A 19,067-nucleotide genomic window follows, 5' to 3' on the forward strand; every position below is an offset into this window, starting at 1 on the left:
GCGGTCGTAGGGTCAGCCGCGGCTTCCGCCCAGCGTCTTGCGCCAGTGGAAGCCGCCGGGCAGGTTCACGGTGATGGTGCGGCGGCCGTCGGCGCTCTTGGTGACGCGGAAGCCGCGCCCGCCATAGCTGTGCCCGACGCCGCTGCGCGAGAGGTTGAGCCTGAACGGTCCCATCTTTATGGATTTACGGTAACTCCAGCCCATGTGTCCCTCCGTGCTGTCCGATAGATCCGCATCTACCCGGGACGTGAGCTGCAAACGTGGAGCTATTCCCGCGGCACGTCAGCCCAGGGATACCGGCGGAGGCATCAGCGGCTGCGTGGGCGCGGGGGTGGGCACAGGGGTGGCCGCCGCGGGCGCGGGCCAGCCGGGCAGGTCGGCGATCAGCGGGCTCCAGCCGTACCCGCGTACGGCGCACTCCTGCATCGCCAGGGCCGCCAGCTTGCGCAGCGCGGTGTCCTCGACGGCGGCCAGTTCGAGGTAGGCCGCGGTCACGCGCTCCTCGACGAACGCGGCCAGGCGCACGGCGTCGGCGGCGGCGTTCACCGGGAACGGCAGCGCGTAGGCCGCGCCCGACTCCGACGGCGTGCCGCCCCGTGCCGTGATCAGCCCGCGGAGCTGGTCGCGCCGCGCGCGATGGGCGTTGAAGCCGTCCCTGGCCGAGGAGCGCTGCCCGCCGGACAGGCGCGCGCCGGCGACCCCGTAGGCGTACACCGCCGCGTGCTCGGCGTCGAGCGCCTTGTTCAGGGCGTGCAGGGCCGCGGGCCCCTGTGGCGCGATCACGGCACCCTCGCCAGCGCCACCACGTGCGCGGCCTCGCAGGCGCCGATGCAGGCCAGCAACTGCGCCAGGGCCGGGGATACGCCGCCGATCTGGCGCGGGCGCGCGGCGGCCGACCTGCGCTCGGCCTCGCGCAGCCTGCCGATCGAGACCTTCTCGCCCGGCTCCGAGGAGGAGGACGAGGGCGAGGGGACCGGCGGCGAGCCGGACGGCGACGGGGCCGGAGTGGAAGGCGCGGCCGGCCGCGGCAGGCGGCGGCGCAGCTCGGCCAGATGCGCCTCGTGGCGCCGCTGGAAGCCGAGCAGCACGGCCGCGTTCCGCGACCCCGGCTCCGCGGCCCGGCGGTACAGGGCGACGATGCGCTCCTTGTCGGCGATGACCTCGGTCAGCAGGACGGTCTCGGGGTCGGGCGGGAGGGGACGGGGAGGCGTCGCGGCCCGCTGCCCCGTGGAGCAGCCCGCGACGGCGGCGGCGGCCGCGCCCGCGGCGGTGCCGCGCAGCACCGCTCGCCGGGACACGGCTACGGCACGCTGGCGCACGGAGCCTCCCGTGGATGACGGCTTTCGCTGGATCGGCACATAGCATCGTACGGCGCGTCACCGGGTGGGTGTCCGAGTGGCGCTCTTTCCGCGTCCCGGTGTCGATAGGCTGGTGAACCGTTGGGGCGAGGTACATCTTCGGCCGCCGCTTCGGGCGGCCGATATTCAATGGGAGGTCAGCATGGGCGCCGACGCTCGACGTGACCGCCTGATCAAGCTTCTCGAACCCGTCGCCGCCATGGAGGGTCTCGACCTGGAGGGCGTGACGATCACGCCCGCGGGCAAGCGGCGGGTGCTGCGCGTCATCGTGGACGGTGACGGCGGCGTGAGCCTCGACCAGCTCGCCGACGTCAGCAAGCTGGCGTCCAAGGCGCTCGACGAGAGCGACGTCATGGGTGGCGGCCCGTACGTCCTGGAGGTCACCTCGCCAGGGGTGGACCGCCCGCTCACCGAGCCGCGCCACTGGCGCCGCGCGCGGGGGCGGCTCGTGAAGGCCGACCTGCGCGACGGCACCACGGTCGAGGGCCGCGTGCTGTCGGCCCTCGACGCGGGGGTGAAGCTGTCCGTGGACGGCGCGACGCGCCTGCTCGCCTGGGACGAGCTCGCCAAGGGGCGGGTCCAGGTCGAGTTCCGCCGGATCGACGAGGCCGAGCTGGAACTGCTGGACGACGACCCGGAGGACCCGGATGGCGGGCCGGGCCTGGAAGACGACGAACACGACGCCGGCGGCGACGGCGGCAGGGGCTAGGGGGGAGCCTTGTGGACATTGACATGAGCGTCCTGCGCAGCCTGGAGCGCGAGAAGGACATCTCCTTCGACCTGGTCGTGAAGGCGATCGAGGACGCCCTGCTCATCGCGTACCACCGGACCGAGGGGGCGGCGGGCAAGGCGCGTGCCGAGCTGGACCGCCAGTCCGGGCACGTCAGCATCTGGGCGGCCGAGCTGGACGAGGACGGCCAGGTCATCCGGGAGTACGACGACACTCCCGGCAACTTCAGCCGTATCGCCGCGACCACGGCCAAGCAGGTCATCCTGCAGCAGCTGCGGAACGCCGAGGACGAGATCAACTTCGGTGAGTTCGCGAGCCGCGAGGGCGAGCTGGTCGCGGGCGTGATCCAGCAGGGCAAGGACCCGCGGGTGGTCCTGGTCGACCTGGGCAAGATCGAGGCGATCCTGCCGCACGCCGAGCAGGTCCCCGGCGAGGAGTACGTCCACGGCGAGCGGCTGCGCTGCTACGTCGTGCAGGTGAAGAAGGGGCACAAGGGCCCCTCGGTCACGCTGTCGCGCACGCACCCGAACCTGGTGAAGAAGCTGTTCGCCCTGGAGGTCCCCGAGATCGCCGACGGCACCGTCGAGATCGCGGCGATCGCCCGCGAGGCCGGCCACCGCACCAAGATCGCGGTCCGTTCGCGCCGGGGCGGGGTCAACGCCAAGGGCGCCTGCATCGGCCCCATGGGCTCCCGGGTCCGCAACGTGATGACCGAACTGCACGGCGAGAAGATCGACATCATCGACTGGTCGGAGGATCCCGCGGATTTCGTGGGGAATGCCCTGTCACCGGCCCGGGTTTCACATGTGGAAGTGGTCGACCTCGATGGTCGCGTCGCCCGGGTGACGGTGCCCGACTACCAGCTCTCCCTCGCGATCGGCAAGGAGGGGCAGAACGCCCGTCTGGCCGCCCGCCTCACGGGCTGGCGGATCGACATCCGGCCCGACACTCAGGCGGCACCGCCGGGGGATGCGAGGGATACGGGCAATGCCGTCGGTCCCGCCGATGCCTCCACAAGGTAAGCTTGAATACGGTGGCCGGGCGGCCCCTCTCAGAACATGTGTGGGTTGCCGGGTTCGCACGGTAAAGTCCGAGCTGCTCCGCCTGGTGGTGGTCGAGAACGTGATCGTTCCCGACCAGCGAGGGCGGTCGCGCGGCCGGGGTGCCTACGTGCATCCGGCTCCGCGCTGCCTGGAGCTCGCCGAACGACGCCGGGCGCTCCCGCGTGCTTTCCGCACGACGGGGCCGCTCGACGCGTCGTGCGTGCGGGCTTGTATTGCGGGGCTTGACGCCGAGTAGGACCGGGTGAATGGTTACCAACTGTCATGTAGGACGCCGAGTCGATAGGCGGGTCAGATAGCGATGAGCGCCTGATGAGCATGCGGCGATGAGTACGTACAAGTAGCGACGGTCCGGCGGCACAGCCTCCCGGGCCGAGTTAGGGAGTGCAGTGGCGAAGGTCCGAGTCTACGAGCTCGCCAAGGAGTTCGGAGTCGAGAGCAAGGTCGTGATGGCCAAGCTCCAAGAAATGGGCGAGTTCGTGCGATCGGCGTCTTCGACTATCGAGGCGCCGGTGGTCCGCAAGCTTACGGAGGCGTTTTCCCGAGGCGGCGACAGGTCGTCCAGGGGTTCGCAGAAGCCGTCCCCCCGTCCCGGTCCGGCGCAGGCCGGCAACGGCGCGGGGTCCGGCCAGGCGGTTCCGCGTCCCGGCCCGCGTCCCGGTCCGGGGCCGCGTCCCGGGCCCGGCAACGTCGCGCCGCGTCCGCCCGTCCCCATGCCCCATGTCAACCAGCAGCCTCCGCAGGAGGCTCCGCGTCCCGGTCCCGGGCCGCGCCCCGAGGCTCCGCGCCCGCGTCAGGACGCCCCGCGCACCGAGAGCCCTCGGTTCGAGGCGCCGCGCACCGACGCGCCGCGTCCCGAGGCCGCCCGTTCCGAGGCGCCCCGTTCCGACGCGCCTCGGTCCGAGGCGCCCCGCCCGGCGGTCCCGGGCGCGCGTCCCGGCCCGAAGCCCGGCCCTCGGCCCGGCCCCGGCCAGCAGCGTCCCGCCGCCGGCCCCGGTGGCGGTCCCGGCGGTCCCCGCTCCGGCGCGCCCGCGCCCGGCGCCCCGCGCCCGTCGGCTCCCAAGCCGGGCCCGCGCGGCCCGCGCCCGGGCAACAACCCCTTCTCCTCGAACGCGAGCGGCATGGGCCAGCGTCCGCCGCGTCCGGGCCGCGAGGGCGGTCCCGGCCGTGACGGCGGTCCCCGTGAGGGCGGTCCCCGCGAGCGCCGTGACGGCCCGCCGCGCGAGCCGCGCCGCGACGGCGCTCCTCGCGACGGCGCGATGCCGCGTCCGCCCGGCGCGCGTTCCGGCGCTCCCGGCGCGGCAGGTCCGCGTCCGGGCCCGGCGGCCGGGCCGCGTCCCGGCGCGCCCGGCGCGGGCGGTCCCCGTCCCGGCGGTCCCCGGCCCAACCCGATGATGATGCCCTCCCGTCCGCTCGGCCCTGGTGGCGGCGGCGGTGGCGCGGGCCGTCCCGGCGGTGGCGGCGGTGGCCGTCCCGGCGGCGGACGTCCCGGTGGCGGCGGTGGCGGCGCGGGCCGTCCCGGTGGCGGCGGCGGCTTCGCCGGTCCGCGCACGGGCGCCGGTGGCCGCCCGGGTGGCGCCGGCACCGGTGGCGGTGGCGGCGGCGGTGGTTTCGCCGGCCGTCCCGGCGGTGGCGGCGGCCGTGGCCGCGGTGGCACGGCGGGAGCCTTCGGGCGTCCCGGCGGCCGTCCGACCCGTGGCCGCAAGTCCAAGCGCCAGAGGCGTCAAGAGTTCGACAACATGCAGGCGCCGTCGATCGGCGGCGTGCAGGTCCCGCGTGGCACCGGCCAGACCCTGCGTCTTCCGCGTGGCGCCTCGCTGTCCGACTTCGCCGACAAGATCGGCGCGAACCCGGCGTCGCTGGTGCAGATCATGCTGCACCTCGGCGAGATGGTGACCGCCACCCAGTCGGTGAACGAGGAGACCCTGCAGCTCCTGGGTGCCGAGCTCAACTACAACATCCAGGTCGTCAGCCCGGAGGAGGAGGACCGCGAGCTTCTCGAGTCCTTCGACATCGAGTTCGGCGAGGACGAGGGCGACGAGTCCGACCTGGAGGCGCGCCCGCCGGTCGTGACCGTCATGGGTCACGTCGACCACGGTAAGACCAAGCTGCTCGACGCCATCCGCAACACCAACGTGGTGGCCCGCGAGGCCGGTGGCATCACCCAGCACATCGGCGCCTACCAGGTCGGTACCACGCACGAGGGCGCCGACCGGAAGATCACCTTCATCGACACCCCGGGTCACGAGGCGTTCACCGCCATGCGTGCCCGCGGTGCCCAGGCGACCGACATCGCCGTGCTGGTGGTCGCCGCGGACGACGGTGTGAAGCCGCAGACCATCGAGGCGCTGAACCACGCCCAGGCGGCCGACGTGCCGGTCGTGGTCGCGGTCAACAAGATCGACAAGGAGGGCGCGGACCCGAACAAGGTGCGGGCCCAGCTCACCGAGTACGGTCTGGTGGCCGAGGAGTACGGCGGCTCCACGTTGTTCGTGGACATCTCCGCCAAGCAGGGCCTCGGCATCGACGACCTGCTGGAGGCGATCCTGCTCACGGCGGACGCCGAGCTCGACCTGCGCGCCAACCCGACGATGGACGCCCAGGGCCTCGCCATCGAGGCGCACCTGGACAAGGGCCGCGGCCCCGTGGCCACGGTGCTCGTCCAGCGCGGCACGCTGCGGGTCGGCGACTCGATCGTCTGTGGCGAGGCGTTCGGCCGCGTCCGCGCCCTGCTCGACGACAACATGCAGCCGGTCACCGAGGCCGACCCGTCGCGCCCGGTCCTGGTGCTGGGCCTGACGGCCGTCCCGAGCGCGGGCGACAACTTCATCGTCGTCAGCGACGACCGGATGGCGCGTCAGATCGCCCAGCAGCGCGTGGCGCGGCAGCGCATCGCCGACATGGCGAAGTCCAGCCGCCGCCGCACCCTCGAAGAGCTCTTCAAGGACATGGAGAAGGGCACCGCCGATGAGCTCAAGCTCATCATCAAGGGTGACGTCTCCGGTTCCGTGGAGGCCCTCGAGGACGCACTGCTCAAGATCGACGTCGGCGAGGAGGTCCGCCTGCGGGTGCTCCACCGCGCGGTCGGCGCCATCACCGAGTACGACGTCAACCTGGCGATCGCCGACGACAACGCCGTCATCATCGGCTTCAACGTTCGCCCGGAGGTCCGGGCGCGCGATCTGGCCGAGCGCGAGGGCGTGGACATCCGGTACTACTCGGTCATCTACCAGGCGATCGAGGAGATCGAGGCGGCCCTGAAGGGCATGCTGAAGCCGGAGTTCGAGGAGGTCCAGACCGGCACGGCCGAGGTTCGCGAGGTCTTCAAGGTCCCGCGGATCGGCAACGTGGCGGGCTGTCTCGTCCGCTCGGGCACGATCACCCGCAACAGCAAGGCCCGGATCATCCGCGACGGTGTCGTCGTGGCCGACAACCTCACGGTGTCGTCCCTGCGCAGGTTCAAGGACGACGCGACCGAGGTCCGCGAGGGCTTCGAGTGCGGTATCGGCGTCGGATACAACGACATCAAGATCGACGACGTCATCGAGACGTTTGAGATGCGGGAGAAGCCGCGCGTCTGACGGTGTGCGACGGCACGGCGGCGGGCGTCCGCGCGGGGTCCCTACGGGGCCTCCGCGAACGCCCGCGCCGTGCCCCCACCCCGGGACACGCGGCGCCGGCCATGTACATAGGTGCTCTGACATTGGACATCCTGCTCGGCGACGTTCATTCGCTGAAGCAGAAGCGCTCCGTGGTGCGTCCGCTCATCGCCGAGGTGCGCCGCAGGTTCCCCGCGGTCGCGGTGGCCGAGACCGGTCATCTCGACCTGCACCGCCGCAGTGAGATCGGCGTGGCCGTGGTCTCGGCCACCGCGGGAAACTGCGATGAGGTGCTGCAGGCGTGCGAGCGGCTGGTGGCCTTCCACCCGGAGATCGAGTTGCTGTCCGCCAGACATCGGCTCTTCAACGAGGACGAAGATTAGGGCCCGCGGGAAGTCCCTGTTCCCGCGGGCCGTTAAGCGAGTAAGCGAGCAAAGAGGGGGAGCGCGATCGTGGACGCAGCACGCGCCCGCAAAGTTGCGGACCGCATTCAGCAGGTCGTCGCCGAGATGCTGGAGCGGCGGATCAAGGATCCCCGCCTGGGCTTCGTGACGGTCACCGACACCCGCATCACCCCCGACCTCCGCGACGCGACGGTCTACTACACCGTCTTCGGCTCGGAGGCCGAGCGGGCCGACACCGCCGCCGCCCTCGAGAGCGCCAAGGGCATCATCCGCTCGGAGGTCGGCCGCCAGACCGGCGTGCGGCACACTCCGACGCTGACCTTCAGCCACGACCCCCTGCCCGACAGCGCCCGCCACCTCGACGAGCTGCTCGCCGAGGCACGGGCCCGCGACGAGGAGATCGCCAAGAAGGCCGAGGGCGCGGTGCACGCCGGCGAGGCCGATCCGTACCGCAGGCCCGACGAGGACCTGGAGGACGGCGACGACCTCGGCGGCGCGGAGGAGTCGTCCGAGAGGGCGAGGCGTTCCGCGCTGTGACCACCGGCACTGCACCTGGGACGCCCGCCGTGCGGGAGGCGGACTGGCGGCGGGCCTGCGAGCTGATCCGGGGGGCCGAGGAGGTCGCGCTGGCCTGCCACGTCTGCCCGGACGGCGACGCGCTCGGCTCGATGCTCGGCCTCGGCCTCGCCCTGCGGGGCGCGGGCACGCGGGTGTCGGCCTCGTTCGGCGACCGCCGCTTCGAGGTCCCGCGCCTGCTGCGCTACCTGCCCGGCCAGGAGCTCCTGACCGAGCCGGGGGACTGTCCCGCCGAACCCGACCTCATGATCACCTTCGACACCCCCTCCGTGGACCGCCTGGGCCTGCTCGCGCCGAACGCCGGCAAGGCCCAGGAGCTGATCGTGATCGACCACCATCCCTCCAACACCGGCTTCGGCACCGTCCCGCTGGTCGACCCCGCGGCGGCGTCCACCTCCATGCTGGTGGAGGAGCTGCTCGGCAGGCTCGGCTGCGCGCTCGACCGCGACATCGCCACCTGCCTCTACACCGGCCTGGTCACCGACACCGGCTCCTTCCGGCACTCCTCCACCACCCCGGCCGCGCACCGCATGGCGGCCAGGCTCGTGGAGGCGGGCCTGCGCACCGACGAGATCGCCCGCGAGCTGTGGGACCGTTCCCCGTTCTCCTACCTCAAGGTGCTCGCCGCCGCCCTGGAGCGGGCCACGCTGGACCGGGAGGCCGCGGGCGGGCACGGCATGGTGTGGACGTACGTGCGCCGCGACGACCGGGCCGCGCACTGCCTGCCGTACGCCGAGTGCGAGGGGATCATCGACGTGATCCGCCGCACCGACGAGCCGGACGTCGCGGTCGTGCTCAAGGAGGACGACGAGGGGGCCTGGCAGGTCTCCACCCGCTCCAAGGGCATGGTGGACGTCGGCCGCGCCTGCACGTTGCTCGGCGGTGGCGGCCACGTCCGGGCGGCCGGGTTCACCTCGCACGACTCCCCGGAGCGGACCATCGCGCGGCTGCGCGCCGTGCTCGGGCCCACGACGTGAGCCGGCCGAGGCCCCCCGCGCCGCCGAGCGGGCTGATCATCGTGGACAAGCCGGCCGGGTGGACGTCGCACGACGTCGTGGGCAAGCTGCGCCGTCTGGCGGGCACGCGCCGGGTCGGCCACGCGGGCACGCTGGACCCGATGGCCACCGGCGTGCTGGTCGTCGGCGTCGAGAAGGCGACCCGCCTGCTCGGCCACCTCGCGCTCACCGAGAAGGGGTACGACGCGACGATCCGCCTCGGGGTCACCACGAACACCGACGACGCCGAGGGCGAGGTCCTGTCCGAGACCTCGGCGGCGCAGGTGCCCGACGAGGCGCTGCACGCGGGGGTGGCCGCGCTCACCGGCCCCATCATGCAGGTTCCGCCGCAGGTCAGCGCCATCAAGGTGAACGGTGAGCGGGCCTACAAGCGCGTCAGGGACGGCGAGGAGGTCGAGCTGGCCGCCCGCCCGGTGACCGTCCACGCCTTCGAGGTCACCGCCGTGCGCCGCGAAGGGACGGCCGTCGAGGTGGACGCCTCGGTGCGCTGCTCCAGCGGCACCTACATCCGTTCGCTGGCCCGCGACCTCGGGCGCGCGCTCGGCGTCGGCGGTCACCTGACCCGGCTGCGCCGCACCCGCGTCGGCCCCTACGACCTGTCGATGGCCCGCACCATCGAGGAGCTCGCGCGGGACTGCGCGATCCTGCCCATGGCCGAGGCGGTGGCGGCGGCCTTCCCGCGGATGGACGTCTCGGCGGACCAGGCCCGGCTGATCGGCCACGGCGGGCGCCTGCCCGCGGCGGGTCTCGGCGGCGGCCCGATCGGCGTGTTCGGCCCGGACGGCGACCTGCTGGCCCTGGTGGAGGAGCACGGCAGGACGGTCAAGCCGCTGGCCGTCTTCGTCGCGTGACCTGATCCCCCTGCGCATGGAGCCGGGCCGGACCATGAAGGTCCGGCCCGGCGATCCCCCGCCTCGGGCGGCGCGGAACGACGCGGGGGAGGAGCGGATCAGTACTCGACGCGGATCGTGGCCCCGGAGAAGCCCTGGGTCGCGTACAGGCTGATGTAGTTGTATCCGGCGGGCGGGTTGGCGATGGTCAGCGTCTCGGCGTTGCCCGTGCCCGCGGAGCGCTGGCTGTAGGCCGTGGTGGTGGCCCAGGACGAGCGGCTGTAGTACAGGTCGGCGTTGCCGGTGCCGCCCGAGGAGGTGATGACCAGCCTCTGCGTGCCCGCCGGGACGTTCAGGTAGAAGTACTTGTAGTTCCCGGTCGTGGCCGACAGGCCGCTCCGCTGGCAGTTACGGCCGAGCTCGTCGGTCCGCGCGGCCGTGCACTCGGGGAACTGGGAGCCCCCGGAGGTCACGGTGACCTGCTGGCTGGTGGTGGCGGAGGCCCCGCCGTTGTCGGTGACGGTGAGCTGGACGGTGTAGGTGCCGGCCGCGGCGTAGGTCCGTGTGGGGTTGGCCGCGGTGGAGGTGCCGCCGTCCCCGAAGTTCCACCGGCGCGCGGCGATGGTGCCGTCGGAGTCGGTGGAGGCGTCGGTGAAGGCGGCCGCCAGCCCGTTGGTGGTGTAGGTGAACCGGGCGACCGGGGCCTGGTTTCCGGTGCCGCCGCCCGCGCAGGCGCCGGCCGCGCAGGCCGCGAGCCAGGTCCACCAGTCGCTGTCGTAGCGGCTGCCGATGGTGGAGGTCAGGTAGGACCGCGCGGCGCTCCAGTTGCCCGTCCGGTAGTAGCCGAGGACGGTGGACAGCTCGGAGGGGTGCCGTTCGAACATGTAGCGGACGGCCAGGTAGCCCCAGCGGTAGATGCGCGTGGTGTCGTGCGAGTAGGTGGTGTCCCACAGCGCGCTGAGCGCGTACGTGCGCTTCGCGGCCTCGGTGATGGCCGCGTCGTAGGTCACCTTGCGGTAGGAGTACGACACGTACTCGGCGAAGCCCTCGATCCACCAGATGGTCGGGGTGGTGATGCCGGCGTTGAAGTCGCCGTACATGTCGAACCGGCCGTCGAGGTAGTGGGTGTACTCGTGGTTGAGGTTCCAGATCTCGAAGGTGGGGCGCACCCATTCGGCCTCGTAGGCGATGAAGCGCGGCTGGTTGCCCGTGGCCGCGGGGTCGCCTTCCAGGTACATGCCGCCGTTGTTGGTGTCGATGCCGAACATCGCCCCGGCGTAGGTCTGGTAGTCGGTGCTGGAGTCGAAGATGCAGACCTCGATCGTGGTGTTGCCGTCACCCGCGACCGCGCGTCCGCCGTCGTTGACCAGGCCGTGGAAGTAGGCGTCCTGGCTGGTCAGGCTCTTGCAACTGTCGGCGAGCTGCGTGGCGGTCATGTCCTGGGCGCGGAACTTGATGCTGGAGCTGCAGGTGTAGGTGGTCTTCAGCACGGCCGCCGCGAGCCTGTTCTGCAGGTCGCAGACGTCGTAGTAGGCGCAGTTGGCCTTGTCGAAGGCGTCGGCCATCTCGGCCACGCCCACCCACAGCGCGGCGTAGGGCCCGGTGATGGCGCTGCGGCCGAGCAGGTCCTTGGCCATCGGGCGCACGGTGGCCTGCATCGCGGTGTGCTGGAGGAACCGGCCGAGCTCGCGCCCGGCGTTGGAGGTGAGGTAGGCGTTGTCGGTGCCGAGCAGGTCCAGGTGGTTGACTGCGAAGGAGCGCAGCGTGTTCAGCACCGTCGGGTCGGACTGCACCTTGGTCACGAACGCGGGCACGTAGTGGCCGCGGAACAGCACCGTGTAGACGTTGTTGACCGCGTTGAGCATCCACCAGTACGCGTTGTAGGAGCTGTTGTAGCCGTTCAGCATGCGGATGACGACGTTCAGGTAGCGGTCGTTCTCCTGGGCGCTGTCGATGAGCGTGATCGCCTCGGCGAGCACCTCGCCGTTGGCGTCGCTGACCGTGAAGGCCCGGGAGGCGGCGAAGAAGGTGTCCAGGCCGGACTGGATCGCGGTCTTCAGCCCCTGCCCGTAGGTGCCGACCGTGGCGGGGTCGTACCACTGGACGTAGTACCCGGCCCGCAGGTACAGCACGAGCTGCGCCAGGCCGGTGCTGTTGTCGCCGGGGTGGTTGACCGCGCCGTCGCGCAGCGCGTAGGCGACCGTGGTCATCTGCGTCTCGCGGAACGCGTAGTAGGCGTCGGTGCCGCTGAGGGAGAACAGGGTGTTGACGCAGTCGGTCGTCGAGGACTTGATCTGCTGGACCAGCGCGCTGCCGGAGCGGCTGGTGAAGTCGCTCGCCGAGCACGCCGCGGCGGCCGCGGCGGCGCTCTTGCGGGCCGAGGACGGCCGGGGGTGCTCGGGCGCGGTGGCGGGCTCGTCGGGGTCGCGGCGCAGGGCGTCCTTGGCGGCGCCGACCGGCGGCCGGTCCTTGACCGCGAGGGGGGCCTTCCTGACGTGGCCGGCGTCCTTGCCCGCCACGGCGGCGGGCGACGGCCTGGCCGCCGCGGACGCCGGGGTGGCGGGCTGGACGGCGAGGCCAAGGGCCAGGACGAGGGGGACGGTCAGCAGCCTGGGCAGGCGCCAGGCATGGGTGAGCGTCACGTACAACCTCCGGGGGGTGTTCGGCGATCAGGCGCGAGGTTGCGCAGAAAACGGGGGTGGGCTCGTGCCGCCCGTGCGACGGGCGGGGGAACCGGGCGGTCCCGGGGGCTCAGGCCCGGAGACCGGATGTCGTGCAGTGCCCGGAGTCTGGCCGCAAAACCGGGCGAGGCGTCATAGAAGGGCTCATAGATTCCGGCTATGGCCGCGTCCGGTCCGAGGCGAAGGCGTTGCCGGTCCGTGTCCAACAAAGGTCCCCAAAAACCCAAATAATTCGCCCATAATCAGGATTTGTGGACCTTGAGATCCGGCACCTCCGCATGATCTGCGCCCTCGCGGAGACGGGCAGCGTGACCCGGGCCGCCGCCCGGCTCGGGCTGTCCCAGCCGGCCATCACCAGCCGTCTGCACCACCTGGAAACACTCGTCGGCGCCACGCTGTTCGTGCGCAGCCGCTCCGGCGTCGAGCCGACGGCCCTCGGCAGCCAGGTGGTGGCCCGCGCCAGGATCGTCCTGGCCGAGGTGGACGCGCTGCTCGGCGACCTGCGCGTGCCCCGCGGCCCCGACGGCGTGCTGCGCCTCGGCTCGGTGCACGTGGCGTGCGTGGCGAGCATCGTCGGGCGGGTGTCGGAGGCGCTGCCCGGGCGCGAGGTGTCCCTGCGCATCGAGCCGTCGGCCGCGATGCTGGCCGAGGCGCTGTCGCGCGGTCACCTGGACGCGGCGCTGATCGGCGTCATCGAAGGGTTCGACGTCACGCTGGTGGCGCCGGTGGTGAGCCGCACGCTGGTGCCCCGGTATCCCATCTTCGTCGCGCTGTCGGCCGCGCACCCGCTGGCCGCCCAGGAGGAGATCAGCCTCGCCGACCTCAAGGAAGAGGCGTGGATCAGCCCGCCCGGCGCCGACGACGGGTCGCTCGCCGCGCTGCGGGCCTCCTGCCGGGCCGCCGGGTACGAGCCCCGCGTGCTCTACGACGCCCCGAGCGGCGCGGCGCGCCCGCTGGTCGCCGAGGGGCACGGCGTCCGGCTGGTCGACCCCTCCTGGCCGGTCCCGCCCGGCGTTTCGGTGCGCCCCCTGGCCGGGGAGCCACAGGTCGCCCGGCTCGTGGTGGCCTGGCGGCGCGACCGCCTGAGCGCCGCGTGCGCGAGCGCCCTCTACCGCGGCCTGTCCGACGCCTACGGCGACCACGTGGACGGCAACCCCGCCTTCAGCCGATGGTGGCGCACCCACCCGGAGGTGCACCCGCTCACCTGACGCGCGCAGAACCCTCGGTCGGAGCGGGGTCGTGCTCGCCAGGGCGCCCCGCTGGGCTACTCTCGACCCCGTGGAGAAAACCACCCCGCACGGCAGGCGTGGTGAACGGGCACGATCATCGGCACAGGAACGAGGTCTGAGGTGCAGGGCTGGCACGGACTCCAAGACGTGCCCGGAGACTGGGGCAGGTCTGTCGTCACGATCGGGGTGTTCGACGGTGTGCATCGGGGGCATCAGCGCATGGTCCGGCGCGCCGTGGCCCTCGCGGAGCACCTGGGGCTCCCCTCCGTGGTCATCACGTTCGACCCCCATCCGGACGAGGTGGTGAGACCGGGCAGCCATCCGCCCCGGCTCACGACGGCGCGTCACCGCACGGAACTGCTCGGCGATCTCGGCGTGGACGCCGTGTGCGTCTTGCCGTTCACGCTGGAGTTCTCGCACATGACCCCCGACGAGTTCGTCCAGGCGGTCCTGGTGGACCGGCTGCACGCCGCGGGCGTGGTCGTGGGGGAGAACTTCCGGTTCGGCCACAAGGCCGTCGGCGACGTCGAGACGCTGCGCCAGCTCGGCGAGAAGTACGACTTCGTCGCCGAGGGCGTCCCCCTGGTGAGCAACGGCGAGGCGATCTCCTCCAGCCTGATCCGGCGGTGGCTCGCCGACGGCGAGGTCGGCGCCGCCGCCGAGGCCCTCGGCCGTCCGCACCGCGTGGAGGGCGTGGTCGTGCGCGGGCACCAGCGGGGCAGGGCCCTGCTCGGGTTCCCGACCGCCAACGTCGAGTCGCCCTCGTTCACCGCGATCCCGGCCGACGGCGTCTACGCGGGCTGGCTGGAGTGCACCCAGTCGCCGTCGCCGTACGAGGGGCAGCGCTGGCCGGCGGCGATCTCCATCGGCACCAACCCGACCTTCGAGGGCGTCGAGCGCACCGTCGAGGCCTACGCCCTCGACCGCGACGACCTCGACCTGTACGGGGTCCACGTCGTGGTCGACTTCGCCGTGCGGCTGCGCGACACCGTGAAGTTCGACTCCATCGAGGCGCTGATCGAACAGATGCGCCGGGACGTGGACGAGGCGCGCCGCCTGCTCTCGGAATGATCCCGGCGCGCGCCGAGCGCGGCGGTGCCGTGGCGGTGGTAGCCTGACGTGTCGGCTCGGTTTCGGCGCGATGCGCGCTGCCCGCCGGCCGCTCACGGCGACTGTAGGCGCACACGGTCGTTCGTTCGCATTCCGATTGTCGCGTGCGCCCGTAGAAGATCTAAGGAGAGCTTTGTCGCTCGACACCGCCGCCAAGAAGACGATCATCGCCGAGTACGGTACCGGCGATGGTGACACCGGGTCGCCCGAGGTCCAGATCGCGCTGCTGAGCAAGCGCATCAGCGAGCTCACCGAGCACCTCAAGACCCACAAGCACGACCACCACAGCCGCCGCGGGCTGCTGCTGCTCGTCGGCCGCCGCCGCCGTCTGCTGAAGTACCTCGCGAGCAAGGACATCACGCGGTACCGCACCCTGATCGAGCGGCTCGGCCTGCGCCGATAGTGTGGTAGGGAGCGGCTCCGCGCCGCTCCCTCTCTCATACCAGGGCAAAGGCCACCCTGATAGAGGGAACGCGGGGGGCGCGGTCGTAGCGCGACCGCGCCTGACTCCGCACACTGGCCTGATGTGATAGACAACTGAACAGCCGACAAAGTGCCCCGCGTCCGCACAGCACTGCACACGCGCGTCCCCGTGACGCCTGCGGGCCGGTCCTCGGTAGTGGCTTCCGGATGCCACGCGGCGTGACGCCGCGCGACCCGGGTGCTTCGATCGAAGACCGGCGCTGCACATGACGGGGAGCGGGCAGTACCGAAATCACGGAGAGACCCGGGCAGGAGCGAGCCGACCGCGAAGACGCCCGGTCGGCCGGCGAATGCCCTTGAGCGCGCGACACAGCACGGACGCGGGCGGCCGACCAAGAGGAGGTCCCCCGTGGAGGGTGTCCACAGCACGGAAGCCGTGATCGACAACGGCTCGTTCGGCACGCGTACCGTCCGGTTCGAGACCGGGCGTCTCGCGCGCCAGGCGGCGGGAAGCGCCGTCGTGTACCTCGATGACGACACGATGGTCCTGTCCGCCACCACCGCGTCCAAGAATCCCAAGGAAGGCTTGGACTTCTTCCCGCTCACCGTCGACGTCGAGGAGCGGATGTACGCCGCGGGCCGCATCCCCGGCTCGTTCTTCCGGCGCGAGGGCCGTCCCTCCGAGGACGCCATCCTCACCTGCCGCCTGATCGACCGTCCGCTGCGCCCGTCCTTCGTCAAGGGCCTGCGCAACGAGGTCCAGGTCGTGGCCACGGTGATGGCGCTCAACCCCGAGCACCTGTACGACGTGGTCGCGATCAACGCGGCCAGCCTGTCCACGCAGCTCGCGGGCCTGCCCTTCTCCGGCCCGATCGGCGGCGTCCGCGTCGCGCTGATCAACGGCCAGTGGGTGGGGTTCCCGACGCACGCCGAGCTGGAGGGCGCCACCTTCGACATGGTCGTCGCCGGCCGTGTGCTGGAGGACGGCGACGTCGCGATCATGATGGTCGAGGCGGAGTCCACCCGTGACACGCTGCGGCTCGTCGCCGAGGGCTCGGTCGCGCCGACCGAGGAGACCGTCGCCGAGGGCCTCGAGGCGGCCAAGCCGTTCATCAAGGTGCTGGTCGAGGCGCAGTCCCGCGTCGCCGAGGTCGCCGCCAAGGAGACCGCCCAGTACCCGATCTTCCTGGACTACCAGGAGGACGCCTACGAGGCCGTCTCCGGCGCGGTGAAGAGCGAGCTCGCCTCGGCGCTGACCATCGCCGGCAAGAAGGAGCGCGAGACCGAGCTCGACCGCGTCAAGGCCCTGGCGCTGGAGAAGCTCGGCGCGGACTTCGAGGGCCGCGAGAAGGAGATCTCCGCCGCGTTCCGCACGCTGACCAAGAAGCTCATGCGCGAGCGCGTGATCAACGAGGGCGTGCGCATCGACGGCCGCGGCACCAAGGACATCCGCCAGCTCAGCGCCGAGGTCCACGTGGTCCCGAGGGTCCACGGCTCGGCCCTGTTCGAGCGCGGCGAGACCCAGATCCTGGGCATCACCACGCTGAACATGCTGCGCATGGAGCAGATGATCGACACGCTCAACCCCGAGCGCACCAAGCGGTACATGCACAACTACAACTTCCCGCCCTACTCCACCGGTGAGACCGGCCGGGTGGGCTCGCCCAAGCGCCGCGAGATCGGCCACGGCGCGCTCGCCGAGCGGGCGCTGCTGCCGGTGCTGCCGAGCCGCGAGGAGTTCCCCTACGCCATCCGCCAGGTGTCGGAGGCCCTCGGCTCCAACGGCTCGACCAGCATGGGTTCGGTCTGCGCCTCCACGATGGCGCTGCTGGACGCGGGCGTCCCGCTCAAGGACATGGTGGCGGGCATCGCGATGGGCCTCATCGGCGAGAACGGCGCCTACGTGACGCTCACCGACATCCTCGGCGCCGAGGACGCCATGGGCGACATGGACTTCAAGGTCGCCGGCACCCGTGACCTGATCACCGCGCTCCAGCTCGACACCAAGCTGGACGGCATCCCGGCGGAGGTGCTGGCCGGGGCGCTCAAGCAGGCCAGGGCCGCGCGCCTGGCGATCCTCTCGGTCATGCAGGAGGCCATCGACTCCCCGGCCGAGATGAACCCGACCGCGCCGCGCATCATCACGATCAAGGTCCCGGTCGACAAGATCGGCGAGGTCATCGGCCCCAAGGGCAAGATGATCAACCAGATCCAGGACGACACCGGCGCCGAGATCACGATCGAGGACGACGGCACGATCTACATCGGCGCCACCGACGGCCCGTCGGCGGAGGCCGCGCGCAGCACGATCAACTCGATCGCCAACCCGCACATGCCGGAGGTCGGCGAGCGCTACCTGGGCACGGTCGTCAAGATCGCCGCGTTCGGCGCGTTCGTCAGCCTGCTGCCCGGCAAGGACGGCCTGCTGCACGTCTCGCAGATCCGCAAGCTGCACGGCGGCAAGCGCATCGAGAACGTCGAGGACGTCATGAACGTCGGCGACAAGATCCAGGTGGAGATCGCCGAGATCGACTCGCGCGGCAAGCTGTCCCTGGTGCCCGTCGAGGTCATCGAGAAGGAGGCCGCGGCCAAGGCCGAGGGCGGCGCCTCCGGTGACGGTGACGGCGCGGGCCGCTCCGAGCCCGAGTTCCGTGAGCCGTCCGCGCCCCGCGAGGAGCGGGCCGAGCGGCCGCGGCGCACCCGCACCCGGGGCGGACGGGACGACCGCAACTCGTGACGACCACGACTCTGCACCCCGGCAGGGACGGCGCCGGGGTGGTACGGCGCACCGTACTCCCCGGCGGTCTCCGGGTGGTGACCGAGACCATGCCGACCGTCCGCTCCGTGGCGGTCGGCATGTGGGTCGGCATCGGATCCCGCGACGAGGCCCCCGAGCACACGGGGGCCACCCACTTCCTCGAACACCTGCTGTTCAAGGGCACTCCGGCCCGTGACGCCCTGGAGATCTCCGCGGCGATCGAGGGCATCGGCGGCGAGATCAACGCCTTCACCGCCAAGGAGTACACCTGCTACTACGCGCGGGTGCTCGACGAGGACCTCCCCCTGGCCATCGACGTCCTCGCCGACGTCGTGACCTCCTCCCTGATCACCGAGGACGACGTCGAGTCCGAGCGCGGGGTGATCCTGGAAGAGATCGCCATGCACGACGACGACCCGTCGGACGCCGTGCACGAGGCGTTCTCCGCCGAGCTGTACGGCGACGTCCCGCTCGGACGGCCGATCCTCGGCTCGGTCGACTCGATCAACGCGCTCTCGCGCGAGCGCATCGCCGAGTACTACCGGCGCTACTACCTGCCCCCGCACACCGTGGTGTCGGTGTGCGGGAACGTCTCCCACGAGCGGGTGGTGGAGCTGGTGGCCGCGGCCTACGAGCGCGCGGGCGCGCTCGGCGGCGCGGCCGAGCCGGTCCTGCCGCGCCTGGCGGGCCCGGGGGCCGCGCCGCGCGCGGGGGTGCGGCTGGTCGACCGGTCCACCGAGCAGGCCAACCTGGTCCTCGGCACCACCGCGCTCTCGCGCACCGACGACCGGCGCTTCGCGCTCGGCGTGCTCAACGCCGCCCTCGGCGGCGGCATGTCCTCGCGCCTGTTCCAGGAGATCCGCGAGAAGCGCGGCCTGGCCTACTCGGCGTACAGCTACACCACCCAGTACTCCGACACCGGCCAGTTCGGCGTGTACGTGGGCTGCCTGCCCGGCAAGATCGACGACGTGCTGAAGATCTGCCGTGAGGAGATCTCCCGGGTGGTCGCCGACAGCATCACCGAGGAGGAGATCGCCCGCGGCAAGGGCCAGATGCGCGGCGGGCTCGTCCTCGGCCTGGAGGACACCGGCTCGCGCATGTCGCGCATCGGCAAGAGCGAGCTCGTCTACGACACCCTCATGTCGGTGGACGAGGTGCTGGCCCGCATCGAGGCCGTCACCCCCGAGGAGATCGCGGCCGTCGGGCGCGAGATCCTCTCCCAGCCGCTCACACTCGCCGTGATCGGCCCCTACGGCGACAAGGACTTCGGCGCCTTCATCGCCTGACACCTC

At 72.0% G+C, this 19,067-nt stretch carries 17 protein-coding genes; 13 read left to right on the top strand and 4 right to left on the bottom strand.

Annotation, left to right across the window (positions count from 1 at the left end):
* Positions 1 to 12 precede the first annotated feature (12 nt).
* From BJ981_RS21690 to BJ981_RS38350, 3 genes are all read right to left on the bottom strand, one after another.
* On the bottom strand, positions 13 to 204 hold the full coding sequence (locus BJ981_RS21690) for a DUF4236 domain-containing protein (RefSeq protein ID WP_184613168.1): 192 nt from the start codon (positions 202 to 204) through the stop codon (positions 13 to 15).
* Between the two features lie 78 nt (positions 205 to 282).
* The gene (locus BJ981_RS38345) at positions 283 to 783 is read right to left on the bottom strand and encodes a ferritin-like domain-containing protein (protein ID WP_184613170.1); all 501 of its coding nucleotides are present in this window, start codon (positions 781 to 783) and stop codon (positions 283 to 285) included.
* On the bottom strand, positions 780 to 1,319 hold the full coding sequence (locus BJ981_RS38350) for a hypothetical protein (protein ID WP_184613172.1): 540 nt from the start codon (positions 1,317 to 1,319) through the stop codon (positions 780 to 782). The genes BJ981_RS38345 and BJ981_RS38350 overlap by 4 nt, the downstream gene beginning before the upstream one ends.
* 181 nt (positions 1,320 to 1,500) lie before the next feature.
* Here BJ981_RS38350 and rimP point away from each other — a divergent pair, with 181 nt between their 5' ends.
* The 8 genes from rimP to truB all read left to right on the top strand — a co-directional run bounded on the left by rimP (position 1,501) and on the right by truB (position 9,595).
* Complete coding sequence (rimP, locus tag BJ981_RS21705) at positions 1,501 to 2,067, top strand: ribosome maturation factor RimP (RefSeq protein WP_184613174.1); 567 nt, start codon at positions 1,501 to 1,503, stop codon at positions 2,065 to 2,067.
* Between the two features lie 23 nt (positions 2,068 to 2,090).
* Complete coding sequence (gene nusA, locus BJ981_RS21710; protein ID WP_204070034.1) at positions 2,091 to 3,110, top strand: transcription termination factor NusA; 1,020 nt, start codon at positions 2,091 to 2,093, stop codon at positions 3,108 to 3,110.
* A complete protein-coding gene (locus BJ981_RS21715; protein ID WP_184616301.1) occupies positions 3,094 to 3,387 on the top strand; it encodes a YlxR family protein in 294 nt (97 codons plus the stop codon). Before nusA ends, BJ981_RS21715 begins: the two co-directional genes overlap by 17 nt.
* 151 nt (positions 3,388 to 3,538) lie before the next feature.
* Positions 3,539 to 6,730, top strand: coding sequence for a translation initiation factor IF-2 (gene infB, locus BJ981_RS21720; protein WP_184613178.1), 3,192 nt, complete (start codon positions 3,539 to 3,541; stop codon positions 6,728 to 6,730).
* Positions 6,731 to 6,831: 101 nt separating this feature from the next.
* On the top strand, positions 6,832 to 7,131 hold the full coding sequence (locus BJ981_RS21725; protein ID WP_184613180.1) for a DUF503 domain-containing protein: 300 nt from the start codon (positions 6,832 to 6,834) through the stop codon (positions 7,129 to 7,131).
* Between the two features lie 66 nt (positions 7,132 to 7,197).
* Entirely contained in the window at positions 7,198 to 7,689 is a 492-nt protein-coding gene (gene rbfA, locus BJ981_RS21730) for a 30S ribosome-binding factor RbfA (protein ID WP_184616302.1), read from the top strand.
* The gene (locus BJ981_RS21735) at positions 7,686 to 8,705 is read left to right on the top strand and encodes a DHH family phosphoesterase (protein WP_184613182.1); all 1,020 of its coding nucleotides are present in this window, start codon (positions 7,686 to 7,688) and stop codon (positions 8,703 to 8,705) included. The genes rbfA and BJ981_RS21735 overlap by 4 nt, the downstream gene beginning before the upstream one ends.
* Positions 8,702 to 9,595 carry a tRNA pseudouridine(55) synthase TruB gene (truB, locus tag BJ981_RS21740; protein ID WP_184613184.1) on the top strand — a complete coding sequence of 298 codons (894 nt, stop codon included), beginning with the start codon at positions 8,702 to 8,704 and terminating at the stop codon, positions 9,593 to 9,595. Before BJ981_RS21735 ends, truB begins: the two co-directional genes overlap by 4 nt.
* A 98-nt stretch (positions 9,596 to 9,693) precedes the next feature.
* Here truB and BJ981_RS21745 read toward each other — a convergent pair whose 3' ends face one another.
* On the bottom strand, positions 9,694 to 12,216 hold the full coding sequence (locus BJ981_RS21745; RefSeq protein WP_239139031.1) for a collagenase: 2,523 nt from the start codon (positions 12,214 to 12,216) through the stop codon (positions 9,694 to 9,696).
* 290 nt (positions 12,217 to 12,506) lie between these two features.
* On the opposite strand from BJ981_RS21745, the gene BJ981_RS21750 reads away from it, so the two are divergent.
* From BJ981_RS21750 to BJ981_RS21770, 5 genes are all read left to right on the top strand, one after another.
* Positions 12,507 to 13,463 (top strand): LysR family transcriptional regulator, encoded by a 957-nt coding sequence (locus tag BJ981_RS21750; protein ID WP_184613186.1) that lies wholly within the window; start codon positions 12,507 to 12,509, stop codon positions 13,461 to 13,463.
* Positions 13,464 to 13,604: 141 nt separating this feature from the next.
* On the top strand, positions 13,605 to 14,555 hold the full coding sequence (locus BJ981_RS21755; RefSeq protein ID WP_184613188.1) for a bifunctional riboflavin kinase/FAD synthetase: 951 nt from the start codon (positions 13,605 to 13,607) through the stop codon (positions 14,553 to 14,555).
* Positions 14,556 to 14,727: 172 nt separating this feature from the next.
* Positions 14,728 to 14,997 carry a 30S ribosomal protein S15 gene (gene rpsO / locus BJ981_RS21760; RefSeq protein ID WP_184613190.1) on the top strand — a complete coding sequence of 90 codons (270 nt, stop codon included), beginning with the start codon at positions 14,728 to 14,730 and terminating at the stop codon, positions 14,995 to 14,997.
* Positions 14,998 to 15,426: 429 nt separating this feature from the next.
* On the top strand, positions 15,427 to 17,754 hold the full coding sequence (locus tag BJ981_RS21765; RefSeq protein ID WP_184613192.1) for a polyribonucleotide nucleotidyltransferase: 2,328 nt from the start codon (positions 15,427 to 15,429) through the stop codon (positions 17,752 to 17,754).
* The gene (locus BJ981_RS21770) at positions 17,751 to 19,061 is read left to right on the top strand and encodes a M16 family metallopeptidase (protein WP_184613194.1); all 1,311 of its coding nucleotides are present in this window, start codon (positions 17,751 to 17,753) and stop codon (positions 19,059 to 19,061) included. The genes BJ981_RS21765 and BJ981_RS21770 overlap by 4 nt, the downstream gene beginning before the upstream one ends.
* Positions 19,062 to 19,067 lie beyond the last annotated feature (6 nt).

This window comes from Sphaerisporangium krabiense, assembly GCF_014200435.1.
GTDB lineage: Bacteria > Actinomycetota > Actinomycetes > Streptosporangiales > Streptosporangiaceae > Sphaerisporangium > Sphaerisporangium krabiense.